Source organism: Denitrificimonas caeni, from assembly GCF_905120345.1.
Taxonomy (GTDB): domain Bacteria; phylum Pseudomonadota; class Gammaproteobacteria; order Pseudomonadales; family Pseudomonadaceae; genus Denitrificimonas; species Denitrificimonas caeni_A.
In genome coordinates, this window is the sequence record NZ_CAJHOA010000007.1 from 77,804 (window position 1) to 99,381 (window position 21,578).

Below are 21,578 nucleotides of genomic sequence, written 5' to 3' on the forward strand. Positions count from 1 at the left end.
CTATCAACGCAATAGGTTGATAGATTTGCAAGTCATTGAAAATGATCCATAAATTCACTTAGGTTTGAGTCAATGATTATTACTCATCACACTGTAATTTATTCATCGAGATGCACTAAAGCCTGATATTCGGATGCTTTTTTAGCAATGACGTAACACTCTTCAATGTGCGCTTGGCCAATCAAAAGTATTGCGCTAGCACTTAACGCTGCTGCTGCAGCTTGCCCAGCCAAAGGAATAAATTTTAAGGCTTGCTTAGCCGTTAGACGCACGCCCACTTTCTGTAACAGCATAAATACAACTTGCTTAGTCACCAGCTGACCTATCACTCGCGTACCCGTGGTTTTAATCACCCCATAAAGAAAGCTTTTAAACTGCGGATCTAGACGATTAATCTGTTCGGGCGTTAAGTTAAATTGACGGTTGATGGCGGGTAATAATTCAAGCAGCAGCGCCACATCGGCGGCGATATCGACGCCAGGTAGCGGTAGTAAAACCAATCCACCAGAGGCTAATGCACGCTTTCTCACCATGTTTTTACAGCGTAAGCGTACCGCGTCTAATTCTTCTATAGATGTGAGCAAAACAAACGACCTCTCTACCGACCCAGTGATCCTTCTTATCTAAACGACTGGCGCACCAGCCGTTAGATTGGCATATACCAAACGAGTGACTTAATGCAGCTTCATTCGTGGATGCGTACGCTTGCCAATACGGTCACTTAGCATGATTAATGCAGTACGAAATACACCATAGAGTACAACTTGATGCATGCGATATAAAGAAATGTAGAACATGCGTGCCATCCAACCTTCAACGCTAACCGTGCGCATAAAGCCACCCATGATATTACCTACCGCACTGTATTGCGACAGTGACACCAGTGAGCCGTAATCCCGGTACTGATAGTTGGGCAGTGCTTTACCTTGTAATTTCAGCGCTAAGGTCTTACTTAAAAATCCAGCTTGCTGATGAGCAGACTGCGCACGTGGAGGCACATTTTTATCGCTGCCTTCACTCATTGGACAGGCAGCACAATCACCTAAAGCAAAAATATTATCATCTAAGGTTGTTTGTAATGTCGTCCGCACCACCAGCTGATTAATGCGATTAGTCACCAAACCATCCAATTCGGTTAAAAACTTAGGTCCACGCACACCTGCTGCCCATACTTTTAAAGACGCCGGAATAAACCCACCATCTTTGGTATGCATACCTTCAGCAGTAATTTCTTGCACCGCTGCAGAAAGCTTAACTTGCACACCCAGTTTAAGCAGTTGCTGATGCACTTCAGCAGCAATTTTCTCGGATAATGCTGGCAAAACACGTGGCCCTGCTTCAATAAGAGTAATGCACATATTTTCAGGCTGAATATTATCCAAGCCATAAGCAGATAATTGCTGCGATGCATGACGTAATTCAGCAGCCAACTCAACCCCTGTCGCCCCAGCACCGACGATAGCAATATTGATCGTATTATTATCGTTCTCGTTAGCATGCGCACTTAAATACTCACCCAGTAAACGCCGGTGAAAATTGAGAGCATGCTGCGGGCTATCTAAGAAAATACAGTGCTCAGCAGCACCCTTAGTACCGAAATCATTAGTTAAACTGCCCACGGCAACAACTAGGGTGTCATAGTTAAGACTACGTGCAGGTACCAACTGATGGCCTTTTTCATCCAAAGTAGCGCTCAGTTCGATAGTTTTAGCCTGGCGATCTATGCCAGAAAACTTACCAATTTGAAACTCAAAGTGATTCCATTTGGCTTGTGCAACATAATTTAGCTCATTATCGGTACTGTTCAATGAGCCGGTGGCCACCTCATGCAATAGCGGCTTCCAAATATGAGTTAGGTTGGCATCGACTAAGGTTATTTTAGCCTGCTTACGTTTACCTAACGTACGCCCTAAACGTGTCGCCAATTCGAGTCCGCCGGCACCACCACCCACGACAACAATGCGATGTAACATGCTGTTCAGCCTATAAAGCAAAAAATAATTGCATCTACTATACGATGAAAGTCGCAGACAAAGCAGTGTTCTTTATGGCCCACACTAAAGCAGCACAAACACCGTCCTCCCTATACCTTGGACAGCATTGTGCTATAGAAGCCAGTCAGGGGATGACAGCAACCACTAAGTGCAGCGGTAACACCACTCACTTTTATTGTCGAGTTTCCACGGCGGTATTTAACGTACCTTAATCACAAGCTTACCCACTGCTTTACGCGCAGCCAGTGTCTTAATCGCTTTGCCGGTATCCTGTAACGCGAAGGTTTTCGACACCAAAGGCTTAAGCTTGCCTTGCGCATACCAAGTAAACAATTGTTGGAAGTTATCCACATTATCTTGCGGCTGACGCTGAGCAAACGAACCCCAGAAGACACCGATGACTGCAGCACCTTTTAATAATGGTAAATTAACCGGCAAGGTAGGAATAGTGCCACTGGCAAAGCCAATCACCAACATGCGGCCATTCCAAGCAATCGAGCGAAAAACTGTTTCAAATAAGTCACCACCCACTGGGTCAATAATCACATCGACACCCTGGCCTTTGGTTAAGGTTTTCAAGCGCTCGCGAATATCTTCGGTTTGATAATTAATCAACTCATCAGCACCCGCCTGACGCGCCACCTCTAACTTTTCTGCGCTACTTGCTGCAGCGATCACCCGCGCGCCCATCGCCTTACCAATTTCAACGGCGGCCAAACCAACACCACCCGCAGCACCCAGCACTAATAAAGTTTCCCCAGCCTGTAAAGCACCACGTTGTTGTAAAGCATGAATTGCCGTGCCGTAAGTCATACTAAAAGCGGCGGCTGTGGTGAAATCCATTAAGTCAGGCATAGGTAAAACATTATAAGCAGGCACCGCGACTTGCTCAGCACAACTGCCCCAACCGGTCAAAGCCATCACCCGATCACCGACTTTGAAATCGCTGACTTTTTCACCAACAGCACTGACCACTCCAGAAGCTTCTCCACCTGGAGAAAACGGAAAGGGCGGCTTAAATTGATATTTACCCTCAATAATCAGCGTATCGGGAAAGTTAATCCCCACTGCATGCACATCCAGCAGCACTTCATTTTTCTTAATTTCAGGGCTGCTCAACTCCTCAACCACTAAGGTCTCTGCAGGACCAAAGGCTTTGCACAATACCGCTTTCATAACGCACCTCACTTGTTGTTTTCTTGAGTCTAGGGCACAAAATACAGAGTTCAATCTGTATGCCTATAAGTGATAGTGCATTATTGATGAGCATAACCTTTAATCCAGAGCACGCTTTTATAGTCTAACGGCCTACGACCTGATCACTATGATTTGTAGCTGTTTTAAAAAACACTTAATCGATAAGGTACGGGTCTTGATAGTCTAAAAATATTAGGACGATAACAGCTCACCACTGCCGCCCATTTCGCTCGGTACATCACGCATTTTAGGTAGGCCATCATCCATACGTAACACTGTTTCTTGGTAATGCACATGCACACTGGGCTGAAACAGTAAATCAGGAAGAATAGCGGCATACACATCGGTTAAGCCCATCTCAGGATGTTCAGTTAACACATGCCCTCCGCATAACGAGCACCAACTGCGCGTGCTTTGTGGGGTCTGGTTATAGCGAGTTAAATGCTCGCTGCCTTTATTAATCTGTACCGCGTCTGGTTTCCATAGAGTAAAAGCATTCACCGGTCCAGCTGACCAATGTCGACACGATTGGCAATGACAATAGCCCATGGCTTGTGGTTCACCCGTGACCGTTAAACTTACCGCGCCACAAAAACACTGTCCGTTATACACCGCTGTATTTGTCATAATTCACCCCATCAATTAGCTAATCAATCATTACGCCGCAATATGACCCACCAGCACAGTGACGCCACCACTGGCAAAATTAGCAATATCGGCAACAAGAATCTGACCCGCAGCCGAGCACATGGCTGTATCCATCTGTGCTTGCGTTTCAAAGTAGAGCTCTGCCATGCGGTAGTAGGCAGGCAAAGAGCCATCTGCCTCGGCATTGAACACTGTGAGCTCTGCACGCTGGATCCCTTGTACATCAGTTACTAAAGGTAAATGCGTCGTGGTGTAATAACTTTCGAAGACTTCAGGATGGGTCGGGTGTCCGTATAAAACCGTCAACTTAATCATATTCAGTCCTGACAAAAGGAGCATAGATAGACTTAGCAGCAGAGAAAGATCTTGGAGTTCAACTTTTGCTACTGATAAATACAATGAATACTCTTTTTAACACTGGAGCTGACGCGGCAGCAATAGGCCGAATAGGGCTTAAAAGCTATCCAATAGTAGGGCAATACAAAGTACCTACAAGATAAAAAAGGGGCGTTAGGCTCGTGTATCAAACTGCAAAAAATACGTAAAAACAACTTAAACTGCAAAATAGGACACACATCCTATACCCTAGACAGAGCATCCATAGGGGAGAAAATATGGAGCATATTTATACTTTAGGTGGGAGCTGTCACTGTGAAATATTTATCATTTTTATTGCTGGTTTTATCACTCAGTAATGCAGCGTTTGCTCAAGAAGCAGCGCCAGCCATCGCTGCACAAACGGCCTACGTCAACTTAGTGCCAGCGTTAGTCGGTAATTACGGCGCAGGCACAAAATTGAAATACTATAAGGCCGACATTGCTCTACGGGTTAAGGCTGAGAACGTTGCGACAGTGGAGTACCATGAACCGTTGATTCGTGACCAACTGATCCAACTGTTTGCCCTGCAAACGGATGAAGACATGCAAGAGCAAGCGGGTAAAGAAGCAGTAAGAAAAGCGGCATTAAAACAAGTACAACAGATTCTGCATCAAGAAGAAGGGCAGGATCTGGTTGAGGATTTACTGTTTAATAACTTAGTAGTGCAGCCTTAGCGATAGAGCAGATCTGTCGTTATTAAAGTGACAGATCTGTATCACTATTTAGAATTTGTAGCGGATACCAACGGATGCAAAGTCGACGTTGTAGTCATCAGCAACATCTTTATAACGCTCATACTCAGCAATAACGTCAAGCTCCGTACTGAGCGCATAACCGGCGCCGACACCAACGGAAGGAACCCACTCACGCTCTTTTGCTGAACCTTTACCAAGACCAATAATATTGATCTTAACCTTGGTTTCCATTCTGTGGTAACCAACTTTCGCAAATAACTTAAAATCATCTAATGGTAAAGTACCTACCAAATTAGCACCTAAGCCTCTTGTTTGGGCGGTACCTTTTGCATTAAACGCATTGCCACGGCTATCAATTGCCAGAAAATTATCTTTAGGCTTGCCCAAGTCAGTATATTGTGCTTCAAGACCGACATATTGGTTTGCTTGCAAGCCGACAATAGCTTTGTGGCCAAATTTCTTATTGGTACTGAAGCCTTTTGAATCAGTCTCGCCTAAGCTATAGGCCGCATAGCCAGATACTTCATCAGCCTGAACTGCTGTCGTTGTAAATCCGAGTACAACTGCAGCTAATAATGTTTTCTTCAACATGGTAAAACTCCCTGAATAATACTTTTTATAAGCGATATTTAGTATACGCCAACAAGACATTATATCCAGTTATCAGCTGTACAACAGCTGATAAATTTTATTTATAAATACTTTATGTCCCAGTACACTTTGATCTCATATCTAGCGTAATGACAGGACTGCCGCTATTACAGCGACAGATCTGTATAAGACTTAGAATTTATAGCGTAAGCCAACTGAAACGAAATCGACATCATGCTTTAAGTTGTCACCGCTGACTTTTTTGTTAGCAACACCCTTATACAGCTCATACTCAGCAACTACAGCAAGCTCTTTAGTCATGTCATATGAAGCACCGATGCCTACGGAAGGTGCCCACTTGGTAACAGTTTTTCTCTCTGAAATATCAGCGATACTAGCGACGTTTGAGTGAAACGTGGACGAGGCTTTGGTTCTCATTGCGTGATAACCGGCTTTCGCAAAGACAGTAAAGTCGTCAATTGGATAGATTCCAACTACGTTTCCACCAAAACCCTGCGTTTTCAAATTAATTTTACTGTTTGCATTCACAGGAGGCTCTGAGAATGAAGCCTTATAATTTGATGAACCTAAATCAATATATTGTGCTTCAAGAGCAATATAAGGGTGTACTTTAAAACCGACTACAACTTTATGACCGGTACTTGAACGATCTGCAGAGGTTTGACCACCAATGCTTTTAACAATACTTTCAATTTCTTTAACTGTTTTTGGCTTATCCGCCATTGCATGCCCGATACTATAGGTCGCATAACCTGATATATCATTAGCCTGAACTGCAGTCGCTGCTAGTCCTAGTACTGCTCCAGCCAATAGTGCTTTCTTCAACATAGCCAATTTCCCTGAATAATAGCGTTTTATAATCGGCAGATAGTGTACAAAAATAAAGTCTTATATCTAGTTGTAAGATGTATATAAGCCCTCAGTAAACTCAATATAGACTCAAGTGATCTAGTTAAATCATTAGGATTTACGAATAAAAAACCTAGACATGAGCAAAGCAGGAATATTCGTGCGTAACTCGAAAAAACCACAGATGTTAGGTATGAAAAGACTTGCAGAAATCAAGCCAAAGAAGGTGATCCTCAGCCTAATTGAGCAAGGATCACCTAAGAGTATTAAGCGTTGAGCGTGCTACGTTTCCAAACTAATTTCGACACTCGAGCTTCAGATGTCCCTGCCTCTAAAGGCGCGGTGGTCAGCGACAGTGTATCGCCATCGAGCTCAGCATGGCGATGTTGCGTGCCATCGACCCAATTAGGAAAAATACTGTAATGCACATGGTGAGTGATGGTATTGCCCTCAACATCATAATCACCGGCATAGGTTAAATAGCTACTGTAGGCAGCGGCTTTCTCAGCATCATTGGCAGACCACTGACCACCACTGGTAAAGCTGTCTCGATTCTTTTTAGCAACAACACAAAACATGCCGAAGTCGCTGTACTCAATAAAGCCCTCAAGCTCAGTGCCCATCGGTAAAACGACACGACCATCGTCATACAGCTGTTCCCAGGAGACGACAGCCCAACGGCCCTTAATGGTTTCGCGATTCATCTTTATGCTCCTGTAGTGACGGATTGTTCGATTAGAAAGTTGACAAGTAACTGAGTAAACTCTTGGGCTTTTTCAATCTGCACCCAGTGGCCGCACTGACCGAAGACATGCAATTGTGAGCGTGGAATCAAGCGCAACATACGCTCGGAGGAATCAAGAGGAATAACCTGATCATCACGACCATGAATAAGCAGTGTCTCGTGTGGCAGCGAGCGCAAATCATCTTCGCTGAGCGCCAGCATTTCCACGCCTTGCTGGCGTGGCTCAGGAAAGAGTGCCGCAAAGCGTGTTTGTACATCGTCACGGATACTGGCTTGATAGCGCATTTTGACTAAATCGTCAGTGATGATGCTGTGATTAAAGTTAAACACTTCCATCAAATCACGCATGGCTTGCAAAGAAGGCTGATAGCCCCACACTTTGTCTAAACCATCAGTGATAGGGAATGACAAACCCGCTGAACCCATCAGCACCAGTCGACTCACACGCTCGGGATGCGCTTTAGCAAACGCTAAAGCAATAGCACCACCAAAGGAGTTGCCGACAATAGCAACACGCTGAATATCTAGCGCATCTAACAGTCCCACCAGAGAGTCAACCCAAGTCGCTGGATTCAGTTTTAAATCGGCAGGGCAACTGGTGTAGCCGAAGCCCAGCATATCAGGGGCAATAACCCGCGCCTGCTTTGATAGAACAGGAATCACCCCACGCCAGTTGGCCCAGCCGGTCACGCCAGGACCTGAGCCGTGGATTAAAAGAATGACATCGCCTTGACCTTGGTCGTGATAATTCAGGCTGTAATCACCAATTTGGATGCTGTTAGCAATTTCGGATGGAGCAGTCGTCGATAAAGTCATAATTGAGCCTTAGTAGTAGCAGTTTGAGTAGTGGTCACAACCGGAGCGCGTACACCTTTCTGCGCTAAACGTTTTAATATTTGCCGCGCTTCTTCACGCTTGTCATCGGGTAACCAAGTGCGGTCATGGCCCCACAAGCTCATTCCTTCCAGCTCTTCTGCCTCCCAATCAGGACCCACGGTGCGGCTGGCCCAGCCCAACTCAAACATCCAACCATCGGGATTTTTTAAATAAAATGAAGTGACATGGTCATTGATATGTCGACCCAAGGTCACACCAATGCTGTCAGGGTTGGTCAGCGCCATATCATAGGCGCGGCCTACATCGTCAAAATCATTGTATTCAAGCATCAGATGATAGATTTTTGCTGGGCCACCGGTATGCGCGATACCGATGGTGTGGTGACGTGGATTGCAGTGTAAAAACTCCACACGAAACGGTGCAAAGGTATGATCACTGACCTTAAAACCAAAAATATTTCGATACAGATGGCTTAACTTATCAAAGTGCTCAGTGATTAAAGCTACATGCCCTAAGCCCATATCACCGGTACGAAAGCCGCCAATCGGGCGACCCGGTACAAATGGCGTGCCTGCATCAGCGAGGCCATAACAGATCTCAATACGTACACCATCGGGGTCATGGAAAAACATCATATCCTCCACGCCACGAAAACTTAACTCAGCCTTGCTGCCTTGGGTAATTGGGTAGCCTTCACTTTCAAGGGCTTGTCTCAGGCGCGCTAACTCTGCGGCATCGGGCACTTCAAAACCCATACCCATGGTGGCTAGGCCATCAATTTTAGTCACCACAAAGCGTTGGAATTTCTCATCCGCACGCAAACGTATACGGTGATTGGCCTCAACCTCGTCGACATGCAAGCCAACATGGTGGCGAGATTGCTCAATCCATGCGTCCAGATGCGGTGTTTCAACAACGATATAACTTAAGGCTTGTATCATTATTATTCTCCTTTGAGCCTGCGCCAATGGCAGCAAAGCCCATTATTCTGCAGACATACCACCATCGACCGACAATGCTGTACCGGTGACATACGACGCTTGCTTGGATAACAACCAGAGCACGGCGTTGGTCACTTCGGCAGGACGACCAATGCGATGCATCGGTACGCCATCGTCATACATATGCTCATCGCCACCGGTGACACGATCAAAACTTGGCGTTTTGATCGGCCCCGGACAAATCGCATTAACGCGAATGTCTTGCGTTGCATAGTCGAGTGCAACAGCGCGTGTCGCGCCGATCACACCATGCTTAGCGGCAATGTAATACGCGGTATTAGGCATGCCTTTTAAGCCAAAGATAGAGGCGTTATTGACGATAGATCCCCCTCCAGTTTTCAGCATAGCGGCGGCTTCATACTTCATCATGTAGAGCACACCTTTAAGGTTAATATCGATCGTCTCCGACAAGTCCTCAATCGGAGTTTCATGTATGGGATTAAATTCCCGCTGCAGACCAGCATTATTAAAAGCAGCATCCAGGCGACCGTAATGATCCACGGCAAATTGCACCAGCGCCTCGCAGTCTGTAGCACAGGCAACATCGGTGGCTTTAAAAATTGCTTGGCCACCGGCACTGATAATTTCATCCACCACCGCTTGCCCTGCGGCAGGGCTACGATTACCAATCACCACCCGAGCACCTTCACGCCCAAGGGCGAGACAGGCATCACGACCAATACCGCTACCACCACCGGTGACCAATACCACTGTGTTATGCCATTGCTTATCTTGACTCATAAAATATCTCCAGCCACTGCTATGAGCTTACCGCTCAAGGGGTTAAGCACGCGCAAGGCGGCCAAATATGCTTTCTAGCGCTTGTCCAATAGCCAGCAAGCGGCGATCACTGCCGGCCGGCCCATCTAACTCAACGCCCACCGGCAAACCGCTCAGCTCACCTAAACCGACAGGCAACTGAATACTCGGGATACCAGCACTTGCCGACGGCTCAGTGTTTTGAATCAAGCGTTCAAAATTTTCGGGTAAATAAATATCTTCATTGGCCAGCGGTGCGACAATAGCGGTGGTCGGAAAGAATAAAGCATCCAATTTATGTTCTTCGAAGAGTTCTTGATAACGCTCGCGCAGCGCTTGTCGGCCGCCACTCTGAGCGGCGTCATAGGCGGGCTTAACATCAATTAAGCCATCGCCAGAGGGCATTTTGCGTGGTAAGACCCAGTTGTCATAAATCCAACGTACATCTGGGCTAGCAATTTTAGTTGCCAGTTGCTCAATAGTCATGGCATGGCCATACTCGCGCAAATAATCAACCATGCAGTCATAGGCTTCATAAATCACCACGGGGAAACCCACAGGATCATTCAGTGCTTGTAAACCCGCATCATTGATCGGCACTAACGTCACACCATGTTTACGCAAAGTCGCTAAAGCAGCATCAGCCTGCTCTTGTGTGTCGGCATCAAGGTTGCGCCAAAACTCGCTGGGTACACCTAAACGTAGCTCGCTGAGCGTAATCGATGGCAACGCATACTCATCAGTAATGATGCTATCAAGCAGCGCCAAGTCAGACATACATAACGCGATTGGCCCAACGGTATCGCGGCTGCGTGCAATTGGAATGACACCACGATCTGAATAACGATCAGCACTCGGGCGCAGTCCAACACAGCCATTCAGTGCCGGCGGAATACGTAATGAGCCGCCGGTATCCGTACCCAGAGCACCTAAAGCCATACGCGCACCTAACGCGGCGGCGCTGCCCGAAGATGAACCTCCGGCAATATGTGAGCTGTCATAGGGATTACGCACGCCCACACCACTGCCGGTATTAAAGGCTGGGTTATACCCAGTCGCACCGAAAGCTAATTCGTGCATATTAGTTTTACCCAAAATAATCGCACCGGCTTCACGTAATTTGCGCACAGTTGGTGCATCTTCAACAGGGATATACCCTGCAAAAGCTGGCGAACCCGATGCGCATTGCAGTCCTGCCGTGTGAATATTGTCCTTAATCACAATCGGAATACCACTCAGCGGCTTGAGGGCTTCACCATTTTTGCGTTGCGCATCAGCTAATTTTGCCGCCTGAAGCGCGCCTGCGCTGTCCAGGGTGACATAGACATTCAGCTCTTTGCCTTCTTCTGCACGCTCAAGGCACGCTTGTACCAGCTCAGTGCTGGACAAAACGCCATCACGAAAAGCGATCAATGCCTCGGCAATCGTTAAATCGGTTGGCGTAAACACATTCGCAGGTTGAAAAAGCTTCATTTTAAATCTCCTTAATACGCTCTCAATGGCTGAAAGCGTTATCCTTAATCTGTTCCGGACTTGGATAGGCAACTTTGCTATGGCGCAGTCCAAGGTCGAGCAATAATTCACATTGTTTGTAAGCAATCACCCCGGGATTAAGGACTGGTACCGGTAAATGCTCAGCTAAGTAGGCATGCGATTGATGCATGGTGGTTGAGCCGAGAACAATCACATCAGCGCCATCCTCTTCGATCGCACGCCGACCGGCCTCTAATAACTTGGCAAAGACCACGTCTTCCTTACCTTGCAATAACGCTTGGGTATCAGGGCGTACATCAATCGAACGAATTGAGGCCAGACGCGACTCAAGCCCATATTCTTTTATGGTTTTCCGATACAACGGATACCACTGCGGCCACATGGTCAGGATGCTAAACTTATGACCCAACATACAGGCGGTATGAAAAGCGGTAATGGCCGGAGCGACAACGGGGATAGATAAACGTGAACGCAATGCCGCCAACCCAGAATCACTCACGGTATTGACACACACCGCATCAAAACCCTCGGCCTCAGCCGTCATCCCCGCTTCGATGACTGCCACTTCCATAATGGCCATATCGTAGTAACTGTCCGCCAAGGTCATGACGTGACCAGCACCAACAAAGACCACTTCAATATCATCGCGAACTAAACCTGGCGGCAATTGCGACTCAACTAAGGGCCGTGTGGCGTCACTCATCGGTACGGGGAAAATCATTTTTATACGCTTTTTCATAGGTTAACCTTATATTTAAAGATCAAGCTCGTGACGAGGACGGGTTAGCGTATCGATCAAGGCGTAAAGGATTTTTTCTGCGCACGGCATCAAGTCAGGAATGTAGGTGGCACCCATGCCACCAAGACCTTCAGCGACCGGCAGGGGCGCACCCGTTGCTGGCCACGGCCAACCAATACGCGCAGTGGGTACGCCATAGCGACGTAAAGCAGCACCATCAGTTTGCCCTGCCAGTAAATCCGGCATGCCATGTGGGCGCTGCTCAATAAATTCCCAACCGCGCTTACATGACTGAATAATCCAGTTGTCTGGGTCAGTAGTACCGCCGGGCACAGAACCGTACTGCTCCCAATCAAGATCAAGATCAGGGAAACGGCGTTTGAGGTCGTCAACAAAATTAGCGAACTGAGCTTTTACATCAGCAGGGCTGACACGAGGGTTAACCCGTATATCAAAGAAAATTTCGGTCACAGCGCTTGGAAAAGATGGACGTTCAACATCACCACCACGTACCCCAGCAATCCAACCATGCGGCTGAATCACGCCACTGGTATTACGCTCGGTGTACTCTACAATCCACTGTTGTAACTCGGTAATCACCTGAGCGGCAGGCACGACTGAGCTGCGAAAATTTGGAAGGTTATGCGGTACACCAGCGTAACCAAGGGTTCCATAAACTTTTAACTTAAACCACGCCATACCGGGCTCTTCATGAAATACCCAGTTCCATGGTTTCATAATGATGGCAAAGTCTGGATACATGCCTCGATTGAGCATGTGTATCACGCCATTCGACATACCCGCATGACGCGCACTGATATCCACCGGCATACCGCCATCGGCCATACCGAGGATCAGGTCACCCACCAGTGGTATATCCGCATCTAATAGAGCAGTAGCCACTTCGGTCAGGGTCGCCACCATTGCCTTCGGATTTGAAGAGCCCAGACCAAATACCCAATCGTCTACTTGTTGTGCATAAGGCTGTAGATCAGCCTCTTGGCCATCACCAGTAAGAATCTCTTCACCGGGAACACGATCAAGGTGCGTATCGATCGGTGCGTATAACAATACGGTGGCACCGCCACCGCTACCACGCTGCTCAGCCATGACATTACCGGTGATATTGCTCATCGGGTAATAACGCGACTTCATACCAATTTGCTGTAAATGCTGAGCCATAAACTCACTGGCTTCACGGGTGGCTCCGGTTGGACTATGAATATTGGTTAGATCAAATAACAGCTTTTGCAAACGCTGAGGATTGAGCTTAGCGCGAGCCTCTTCGTACCATTGCGTCTGCTCAGCAGAAAACGGTAATTTTTTAGTCAGTTTCATATTCAAGTCCTTAGTTACTGGCAACAAAGTGCTCAGCAAATATATTTTCTGCTTTTACCCCAAGCTCTAGCAGACGCGAAGTTGCAGCATCAATCATTGGCTGCGGACCACACAAATACGCTACGGTATTCGGATCTTTAACATCGTCATCTCTTAAAGCACTGACTGGGTTTCCTGGGTGCTGGCCTTCTACTGCACCGTTACTCGCACAAATTCGTGCCTCAAGGGTCGGCAACCATTGCTCACGCAATTGAATATCTTCAAGTGCGAAGAGTGTTTCAGCGTGTGCGCTGCCAAAGCTCAGCAACATCGGTGGTTTACGTCCACTGCTTTGGTGAAGCGTATCTATCATCGATAGAATCGGAGATAGGCCAGTGCCACCTGCGACAAAAATATGCGGTGAACGTCGATGTTCTTCACGCAGGAAGAAAGCTCCATACGGGCCTGTTAGCGTTAATACGTCGTCAGCGGCGGCTACTTCCTCAAGATATTTAGACATCACCCCATCAGGCAATAGGCGTATCAGAAACTCCATTTTAGGTAGAGTTTTCTGCGTGCTAGAAGGTGAGTAACTACGCACAACGCCAACCCCAGGTACAGCAATTTGCATAAACTGACCGGGTCTAAAGTCCATCCATTCGTCATCGGCTAACTCAACAGTTAAGCGAACAGCATTAATAGCAATACGCTCAATCGAATCAATAAACACATTGACTTCGTGAGCAGCATTGGAGCCCACTTCGCTGCTGTATGGTAATTCAAAGCTACAGTCGGTCTCTGCCTGGCTAACACATAGCAAACGTTGACCTGCACCGTATTCACTAGGAAGAAGTGTTGAGCTCGCTCCCGCTAGGGTGTTGGCATCACCGTCTTTTAGCGTGCAAATACAGCTCGAACAACTGCCTGAACGACACTGAAACAGGACTGGCATATCCTGCTCAAGCGCGGCGTCAAGAATATTTTCACCCGGTGCCACACTAAAAACTCGTGTTTCACCATCAGAAAAATTAAGAGTAACTTGGCGCTTAGGTTCGCTCACAATGGGCATCTCCTGCTCAGTCATAGCATCAAGAACATGTGTATTAGGGACAACACTCAAGCCACGCGTAGCGTCATCAGAAAAATTAGGGGTAACTTGGCGCATAGAGTTATTCATAAGCTGGATCCCATCGAGGTACCGAATACAAATTGAGCCGCAACACTTCATTAATAATGAAGAAAACCAAGCTGCTCATTTATCGGTTTGTTTATTATTTATCTCGATAGTAGGAAACATTCACACCTGAACGCGCTCCATTAAATTACGCGCCTATCCTATGAGCGCAGCTTCTTGATCTATATCAAACGCGAAAAATCTCATAGCAAGCGGTATTGCGGTACCGCTTGCTATGAGATTTATTAAAATAAATAAGATCAGGCTTCTTGAATAAGAAACCTGAGAGGGTATTACTACTGACTAAACAGCAAGACCTGCTTTCTCTGCGACGTACTGCATAACCGGTGGACGCAAGCGGTGCCAATCACTCACCTGTTGCACAGCCATACCGGCACGGCACAAGGTCGCGTCACCCCCTTTACGACCAATAAACTGTCCGCCAATTGGCAGACCGCTTTCCGTCAGACCGATGGGGAAGCTAAGGCATGGATGACCGGTTACGTTGAAGGGGGCAGTAAACTGAATTAAGTGTCGATTGGCTTCAGGATCTTGAGCCAAGTTAGCCAGTTGCTGATGGCTTGGCGCGGCATACGGCTGTACTGGAGCAAGGATAATATCGACATCATAAAGCAGCGCATCCATGGCTCCATTAAAACGCTGCGCTTCAAGTAAGATACGCTGATAATCCATACCGCTAAGCTGGCGTCCGCCATCGATTAATCTGCTCAATGCTGGGCCATACTGTGCGGCATACTTAGGGTACATTGCTTGGTGTGCGACAGCGCTTTGCACCCCACAATGCGCTTCCCAATTGCTACTGATTTGATGCGTATCCGGCATCTGTATTTTTTTTACTTTACCGCCACCGGCAAAAATAATACTTATTATTTGCTCGAGCGCCTTCTGAATGACAGGGTCAACCCCAGCACTTATCCAGCTGAGATCAACACCAACACATAAGCCCTTAAAGCTCGCATCAACACTGGGTACTTCAAGACAGACACTCGGTGTAGAAGTCGGATCTAAAGGATCATACCCAGCGATGGTCGACAGTAAGAAAAGCGTATCACGCGCGCTACGGGTAATGGGCCCGATATGATCGAGACTTGCTGCCATTTCAAAGGCACCATAGCGACTGACACGCCCCCATGTTGGCTTTAAGCCAGTCAAGCCATTGGCGGCACAGGGGAAACGAATTGAACCACCAGAGTCACTGCCTATCGATGCGTAACAGAGGCCCGCAGCGGTAGCAACACCACAACCACTCGATGAAGCACCAGCCCAATAATTGGCACCCCAAGGATTACTCGGCGCAACAATATCTGGGTGATGTACGGCAAAAGCCCCTTCTGTCATTTGCAGCTTGCCGAGCATCACAGCTCCCGCTTCACGCAACCGAGCAACTACAGTCGCATCATGCTGAGGAATGCGCGCCGCATGCAATGGCATCCCAGCTGCGGTTATCACACCAGCGGTATCCAGCAGATCCTTATAAGCAACAGGTATACCGTGTAATGGACTACGACAGATACCTTTTGCTAGCTCATCCTCTGCCTCTTGAGCTTGCTGCAAAGCAATATCTGCAGTCACGCGAGCATAACTATGTAAGTCATTATCTAAAGCATCGATACGTGCCAGCTGGGCTTTGGTGACCTCGATAGGTGATAGTTTACGACTTCGTATTAGCTGCGATAACTCATGCATTTCTAAGTAGTGAATATCGCTAGGCATGTTCATTTATGAGCTCCAATAAAACTTAAAGCAAGGCCGTTAAACTCATCCGAGCACTCACTTTGCAAATGGTGAGCAGCCTTGCCAAATATATGCAGGGACGCATTAGGTAAACGATTAAGCATCATCATCGGTACATCAATGCCGCCGAACCAATCATGCAGCCCCCAACACATCAAGACCGGCACATCAATCTGCTTTAAAATTGGCAAGAGGTTTTCCCACTCACCAAATGCGTTCGGAGTGTGTAACAGCTGGATATAATCAGGATTATTACTGGCTGCAAACCTCAACAGTAAAGCCTCTTCATCAAGCTTTGCATCGTTAAATAGCTCGTACTTTTGCAATAAAATGCGCATTTTATTTAAGCTCGGGCCACCATCGGCTAGATAGTAGTCACTCATTAAGCTCGCAGCATGTTTGCTAAAAAGAGGGAGTGGCTGCAACGCACCTTGATCAACAGGCTGAGAGCCAATTGTAATCAGGCGAGCCACCCGCTCAGGGTTATCTGCAGCAAAACGCAAAGCGACGCAGCCGCCAAACGATTGATTCACTAAATGCGCTTGCTTAAGCCCGAGAGCATCCATAAAAGCGCGCAACGTCTGTGCATGCCAAGTAAATACGGGGCCTTCTACAGCGACCATTTGTGACTGACCAAACTGGGCAAAATCAACAAAGTAGCACTGATGGTCTGCAGAAAATGCTTGCGCACTCAGGCGGAAGTTACTCCAAGCAGTACTACCAGGGCCACCACCATGCGTGAAAATAACAGGTAACCGCTCAGTCGCCTTACCTAAGACCTGATAATGCAAACGCACACCATCAAGTAAGACAAATTGACTCGCAGGTATAACTAAATCAGACATAACAGATCCTCCAAAAAATAAGCCAGCACCTTTTTTAGGTACTGGCTGGAGTTAAATCACTCTTCTGGTATTTTTCTGACTTGGTAACCTGGGCGATGCCCGTCAGCGGTATCCTTAAAGATCAAACTGGTATCTTTAACAGAACCTGCAACACCTCGACCCGGTTTAGCAATCCCGCGATTCCAACGCGAGGCGAGTTTACGCCAAGTAATAGGTGAAACATCGGTTGAAACCAGTTGTTCGTCATCCCAACCCGTGCCATCAGTATAGAAGTTCTGCATCGCTTCGCGAGCATACAAGTCACAGTCATTAAATCCATGCAGGCATAACGGCTTGTAAACCACATTAAAACGATGCTGGTTTTTCTCGCGCTCTTCTTCTGTGTTACAAACGCGAACCAGAACTTCCCAGTATTCGTGAGTATCATCAGTAATCGGAACATACCACTCATACTGGGTCATATGCTCTTGCGGCCAGTTTTCCACCATCAGAACACCAGGCAAGACAACAGAGGTTCGATAGAAACGCCCTTTCAAACCCTCTACTTTAAGGTCGAGGACTTTGTTTTCCATCACTGGCTTCCACTTGTCAGTGAACATCCACTGCATCAATCCTTTAGGACCCGTATCATTTTCAACAACCGCGATACAATCATCCGCTGTTGGTAGTAAACCTAATGGCAGAACCCAATCCATTGCGTGAACAATAGTGTTGTCTTTGTGAACCAAAATATGGGCGTTATCAAAGCCGTTTTCACAGGCAATACGCCAGTTGCCGTAACCTGTGCGGTGCATACCAAGATTCATCGCATTATCATCGAGGACACTGGGTGACGCGGGCCACAAAGGGTGCGGGAAAATTTCGCTATTTTCTGGGAAGCGAAATGGCAAGTCATCCGCTAAAGGAGGAACATCAGCGTCTGGATAATCATCTTCGCGAACAAAAACGAAAATCATACCATTGACTTCATGAATGGGGTAAGACGTCAGTCCAGTTGTACCTATGAGTTTATCATCTGGGTTAGCAACGATAGTGACTAACTCACCAGACTCTAAATCGAAGGTAAAACCGTGGTACCAGCAAGTAATCGTACTTTTATTAAAGCACATTGGCTTTTCAGACAAACGTACGCCACGGTGTAAGCACTGATCTTTCAATGCATAGACTTTGCCATTAACACGGCGCAAAACAATCGGCACACCACAAATTTGAATGCCTTCAACTTGGTCTTCAGCCAACTCATGGCTAAACAGGGCAGGATACCAATGATTGATAAAACCCCAAGCAGCATCTTTATAAGGCTGGTATTGGCTTTGGGTTTTAGCATTATTCGTACGAGAATCACTAATTCCGGTTTTTACGACACGACGACGGATGATAGGCTGTTCAGACATTTTTATTCTACCTATTGGCTGGATCAACGCCGCCCTATGCGGCGCGTTTAGAGTCATCCTATGGCGTCTTAGTCAATATGACTGCCCTTAAAATGTTAGGACTATCCATCCAGCGCAAAAGATATACTTATTTTAAATAAAACTAACGTACTTAGCGTGCCAATGTTTCAGAAGGACTTTCACCAAAGCGGCGTTTATAGTCGGTAGTAAAATGACCTAGATGACTAAAGCCCCATTTAAAAGCAACGGCAGTGACTGTTTCAGAACCCGTAGCTCCGCGTTGTAATTCTTCATTAACATAGCGCAAGCGTACTTCTTTTAAGTAGCGCATAGGCGAAGTATTTCGATAACGTCGGAAGCTTGTGAATAATGAGCGGCTACTTACACCTGCATGCTCAGCCATATCATTAATCGTAATAGGTTCATGCGCGTTATCTTCAATATAACGCTCCACCCTCTTAATGAAAAAGGGTGCTAATGATGGCGTATCATTCAAGAGCTCGGCAGAGTAATTATGCGGTTGATTACTCAATAGCATATTGACTAAGTTACTTTCAATCTGAGCAACCATTAAGGGTGGTAAGTCTTCATCTTCAGAAAGATAGTCATAAATCCAACTAACCATTCGTAACCAACGAGCGCCGGCTTGAGTATTTAAAGGCATCGCTGCATCAAACTCAAGATTATCACGTAATGTACGGCCTAATATTTGCTGGCAAGTGCTTTCAAGTAAACTATGTTCAATACGAATAATTAATTTTTCAGTACCTGCACTGTGATTAATAATAGATTTAATATACGGATTTATCACAACCCCTGATTGGGGCGTACACAGAACTTTATCATTGCCTAGCTCAATCTTTTCTTCACCGCGAATTGGCATTTGGATTAGTGAAAAATTCTCAAAACAACCTGGTTTAATCGTGACGTCACCACCATAACTCATGCGTCCAATACCGATACCGCCAATACGCCGATAATAAATACTCGTATTCAATAAGCCAGTGGTATCAAGATTGTATAAATTATTTTGGCATAAGATTTTTGCAGCGCCATGACGAGCTTCTTCTAGGTCGTTAGTGCGACACACTTCGTAGCGAGCCAGTACAGCATTAGGGGGCGTTACTGATCCAAAATTTAACTGTTCCATGAACATACCTCAACTTTTTCAGCTGATCAGCTAAAAAGCTCTATTTACACGATTTTATCCAACCTAAAGTACATGCCCTAGGTCTGTTTTTTATTATCGCAATCGCTAGATAAGTGATGATTGATTAGATCGAAAAATTCTATCAACCAAAACAAGGCAGGCGTATTGATCATATACAAGCGAGTGATCGCTCATCGTATCCCTACCCTATATAATTAACATATATCAATTTTTCTATCAAATAGACAAATAGCTTAGACCCTTGTTGCGCCGACCATCACGAACATGACTCGAGCGGGGCGGCTGCTAGTATTAAGCCAAGCATGTCGAGTACCATTTTGCACAATAACATCACCGGCTTTTAAGTGAGTACTTTCGCCATTATCTAATAATAGCGTCAGCTCACCCTCAATAAGTACTGCATAATCAATAGTATCTGTACGATGAAAGCCGGGCGCATCAGGTTCAAAGACTTGAGAAAAACCTGGAAGCCGCTCTTCCAGTTCACTAGCAATATCTTCTGGTGCTATATTTTGACGTACTTCTTCGGCCAATACAGGTGGAAAAGTAACCATTAATGCCGTAGTACCAGCAACAACCGGCAACACATTCGTTATCGGTAATAACCGAGGTCTCACATTCGAACCTACAATAGGCTCTGCGCCGGTCTGCCCAAAAACAGCAGCACTAAAGCCCGGCTGATAAGTGAATGGTTCATTACTGAGAAGAGGACCGACATAAATAACACATGAACAACCTTGATCATCATGACCCGTCACAATACTTTGTGCATTCACTTTATGTTCTCCTTCAAGCTCACTATAAAGATGCTGTAACGCTGTATAAATTATTAAATTATTCGTGAAGAATGTGGAAGTTAGTAAAACCGTTGCCTTGTGCTTGGATATCTTCAAGCGCTTGATTAAGCTTTTCTAGTGGATAGCTATGCTGCTCAAGCAAGGAAAAATCTAGAATACCGGATTCAAACAAGGCCACCATTTCGGCACCTTCAGATGGGGTAAACCATAATGACCCAATATATTGCAACTGCGCGCACATAAACGGGTGCGGATCTATGGGTATCGGCCCAGCGACGCCGCCAATTTGCACGATGCGACCACCACGACTCACCGCCCGCATAGCCTCAACCGATAACTGTGCTGGTGCCTTGGCACCTAAGGTGTCCAGCATCACATCAACACCACTAGCAATATAAGCACGTATTTGCTGATCTATCGGCTGTTCATTGATTTGTATTGCGATAATACGATGCGGATCCAGTGCCCGGAGACGCTCTAACGCCTCAGTATCACGCGCCACCACAACAACGCGAGAAGCACCAAAGGCAAGGGCCAGAAGAGTTGCGCCAACGCCCAGCGTTCCACTAGCACCCAAAATCATAATGCTCTGTGAAGGGCGCAACTGTGACTTACGAATCGCTGAATAAGCAGTACCCAAATAGCCTAAACGCGTTGCATTGGCAAAACTTAAACAATCAGGTAAGCGCACTAAACTGGTGCATGGTGCCGTCATATATTGACCATAACCCGCGTAAGGGTAGCGTTTAAATATATCTTTTGAACCAGCGCCAAAGCCAAAATAGCCCATAAATGTGTAGGCATTGCAGCGGGTCGCATCACCTTGGTTGCAAAACCGACACTGGCCACAACCTATACCAGGGTTCACATAAACTCGATCGCCAGGCTGAAATGAGTTCACGGCTGAACCCACTGATTCAACAACACCAGCAGAATCCAAGCCAAAAATAGCTGGCAACTCAGGCAAAGGTAAAAATGGATACCACTCGGGAAAGTGTGTTGTTACATTTTTCAGATTAGGGATTACAGCGCTAGCAACGACTCTAATTAAGACATCATGTGAGCCAGGCTCAGGTATAGGAAGCTGGTCAATGGTAAACTGACCACCAATCTTATGAAGACGTGCAGCTTGCATAAAAGACATGCGGTTCTCCTACGGCTACCAACATACAAAGC

General features: G+C 46.5%; 22 protein-coding genes. 1 reads left to right on the forward strand and 21 read right to left on the reverse strand.

All coding sequences use genetic code 11. The annotated features are described in order from the left end of the window. Window positions 1-98: 98 nt before the first annotated feature. The 5 genes from JYJ62_RS12990 to JYJ62_RS13010 all read right to left on the reverse strand — a co-directional run bounded on the left by JYJ62_RS12990 (window position 99) and on the right by JYJ62_RS13010 (window position 4,154). The gene (locus JYJ62_RS12990) at window positions 99-584 is read right to left on the reverse strand and encodes a hypothetical protein (RefSeq protein ID WP_205342663.1); all 486 of its coding nucleotides are present in this window, start codon (window positions 582-584) and stop codon (window positions 99-101) included. Window positions 585-674: 90 nt separating this feature from the next. Beyond that, window positions 675-1,973: an NAD(P)/FAD-dependent oxidoreductase gene (locus JYJ62_RS12995; RefSeq protein WP_205342664.1), complete on the reverse strand. Its 1,299-nt coding sequence runs from the start codon at window positions 1,971-1,973 to the stop codon at window positions 675-677. 219 nt (window positions 1,974-2,192) lie between these two features. Next, window positions 2,193-3,170 (reverse strand): NADPH:quinone oxidoreductase family protein, encoded by a 978-nt coding sequence (locus JYJ62_RS13000; RefSeq protein WP_205342665.1) that lies wholly within the window; start codon window positions 3,168-3,170, stop codon window positions 2,193-2,195. Window positions 3,171-3,383: 213 nt separating this feature from the next. Next, window positions 3,384-3,818 (reverse strand): GFA family protein, encoded by a 435-nt coding sequence (locus tag JYJ62_RS13005; RefSeq protein ID WP_205342666.1) that lies wholly within the window; start codon window positions 3,816-3,818, stop codon window positions 3,384-3,386. 30 nt (window positions 3,819-3,848) lie between these two features. Continuing rightward, window positions 3,849-4,154 (reverse strand): EthD family reductase, encoded by a 306-nt coding sequence (locus tag JYJ62_RS13010; RefSeq protein WP_205342667.1) that lies wholly within the window; start codon window positions 4,152-4,154, stop codon window positions 3,849-3,851. 336 nt (window positions 4,155-4,490) lie between these two features. Here JYJ62_RS13010 and JYJ62_RS13015 point away from each other — a divergent pair, with 336 nt between their 5' ends. Further along, window positions 4,491-4,892, forward strand: coding sequence for a flagellar basal body-associated FliL family protein (locus JYJ62_RS13015; protein ID WP_205342668.1), 402 nt, complete (start codon window positions 4,491-4,493; stop codon window positions 4,890-4,892). Between the two features lie 48 nt (window positions 4,893-4,940). On the opposite strand, the gene JYJ62_RS13020 is transcribed toward JYJ62_RS13015, so the two are convergent. The 16 genes from JYJ62_RS13020 to JYJ62_RS13095 form a co-directional block, all read right to left on the reverse strand. Further along, entirely contained in the window at window positions 4,941-5,504 is a 564-nt protein-coding gene (locus tag JYJ62_RS13020; RefSeq protein WP_205342669.1) for a porin family protein, read from the reverse strand. 192 nt (window positions 5,505-5,696) lie between these two features. Next, window positions 5,697-6,353: an outer membrane beta-barrel protein gene (locus JYJ62_RS13025; RefSeq protein ID WP_205342670.1), complete on the reverse strand. Its 657-nt coding sequence runs from the start codon at window positions 6,351-6,353 to the stop codon at window positions 5,697-5,699. A 287-nt stretch (window positions 6,354-6,640) separates the two neighbouring features. Further along, on the reverse strand, window positions 6,641-7,078 hold the full coding sequence (locus JYJ62_RS13030; RefSeq protein WP_205342671.1) for a lipocalin-like domain-containing protein: 438 nt from the start codon (window positions 7,076-7,078) through the stop codon (window positions 6,641-6,643). Between the two features lie 2 nt (window positions 7,079-7,080). After that, on the reverse strand, window positions 7,081-7,935 hold the full coding sequence (locus JYJ62_RS13035) for an alpha/beta fold hydrolase (protein WP_205342672.1): 855 nt from the start codon (window positions 7,933-7,935) through the stop codon (window positions 7,081-7,083). Next, window positions 7,932-8,897 carry a VOC family protein gene (locus JYJ62_RS13040; RefSeq protein WP_205342673.1) on the reverse strand — a complete coding sequence of 322 codons (966 nt, stop codon included), beginning with the start codon at window positions 8,895-8,897 and terminating at the stop codon, window positions 7,932-7,934. The genes JYJ62_RS13035 and JYJ62_RS13040 overlap by 4 nt, the downstream gene beginning before the upstream one ends. A gap of 42 nt (window positions 8,898-8,939) precedes the next feature. Continuing rightward, on the reverse strand, window positions 8,940-9,698 hold the full coding sequence (locus tag JYJ62_RS13045) for an SDR family NAD(P)-dependent oxidoreductase (protein WP_205342674.1): 759 nt from the start codon (window positions 9,696-9,698) through the stop codon (window positions 8,940-8,942). A 42-nt stretch (window positions 9,699-9,740) separates the two neighbouring features. Then, window positions 9,741-11,189 carry an indoleacetamide hydrolase gene (iaaH, locus tag JYJ62_RS13050; protein ID WP_205342675.1) on the reverse strand — a complete coding sequence of 483 codons (1,449 nt, stop codon included), beginning with the start codon at window positions 11,187-11,189 and terminating at the stop codon, window positions 9,741-9,743. 22 nt (window positions 11,190-11,211) lie between these two features. Next, window positions 11,212-11,949, reverse strand: a complete 738-nt coding sequence (locus tag JYJ62_RS13055; protein WP_205342676.1) for an aspartate/glutamate racemase family protein — start codon at window positions 11,947-11,949, stop codon at window positions 11,212-11,214. Between the two features lie 15 nt (window positions 11,950-11,964). Continuing rightward, on the reverse strand, window positions 11,965-13,287 hold the full coding sequence (locus JYJ62_RS13060) for a M20 family metallopeptidase (protein ID WP_205342677.1): 1,323 nt from the start codon (window positions 13,285-13,287) through the stop codon (window positions 11,965-11,967). A gap of 10 nt (window positions 13,288-13,297) precedes the next feature. Continuing rightward, entirely contained in the window at window positions 13,298-14,443 is a 1,146-nt protein-coding gene (locus tag JYJ62_RS13065) for an FAD-binding oxidoreductase (RefSeq protein WP_232365791.1), read from the reverse strand. A 300-nt stretch (window positions 14,444-14,743) separates the two neighbouring features. After that, a complete protein-coding gene (locus tag JYJ62_RS13070; RefSeq protein ID WP_205342678.1) occupies window positions 14,744-16,180 on the reverse strand; it encodes an amidase in 1,437 nt (478 codons plus the stop codon). Then, complete coding sequence (locus tag JYJ62_RS13075; RefSeq protein ID WP_205342679.1) at window positions 16,177-17,040, reverse strand: alpha/beta fold hydrolase; 864 nt, start codon at window positions 17,038-17,040, stop codon at window positions 16,177-16,179. The genes JYJ62_RS13070 and JYJ62_RS13075 overlap by 4 nt, the downstream gene beginning before the upstream one ends. A gap of 56 nt (window positions 17,041-17,096) precedes the next feature. After that, window positions 17,097-18,434: a Rieske 2Fe-2S domain-containing protein gene (locus JYJ62_RS13080; RefSeq protein WP_205342680.1), complete on the reverse strand. Its 1,338-nt coding sequence runs from the start codon at window positions 18,432-18,434 to the stop codon at window positions 17,097-17,099. A gap of 151 nt (window positions 18,435-18,585) precedes the next feature. Beyond that, window positions 18,586-19,584: an AraC family transcriptional regulator gene (locus JYJ62_RS13085; RefSeq protein ID WP_205342681.1), complete on the reverse strand. Its 999-nt coding sequence runs from the start codon at window positions 19,582-19,584 to the stop codon at window positions 18,586-18,588. A gap of 254 nt (window positions 19,585-19,838) precedes the next feature. Continuing rightward, the gene (locus tag JYJ62_RS13090) at window positions 19,839-20,381 is read right to left on the reverse strand and encodes a cupin domain-containing protein (RefSeq protein WP_232365792.1); all 543 of its coding nucleotides are present in this window, start codon (window positions 20,379-20,381) and stop codon (window positions 19,839-19,841) included. Window positions 20,382-20,439: 58 nt separating this feature from the next. Further along, window positions 20,440-21,546, reverse strand: a complete 1,107-nt coding sequence (locus tag JYJ62_RS13095) for an alcohol dehydrogenase catalytic domain-containing protein (protein WP_205342682.1) — start codon at window positions 21,544-21,546, stop codon at window positions 20,440-20,442. Window positions 21,547-21,578: the final 32 nt, after the last annotated feature.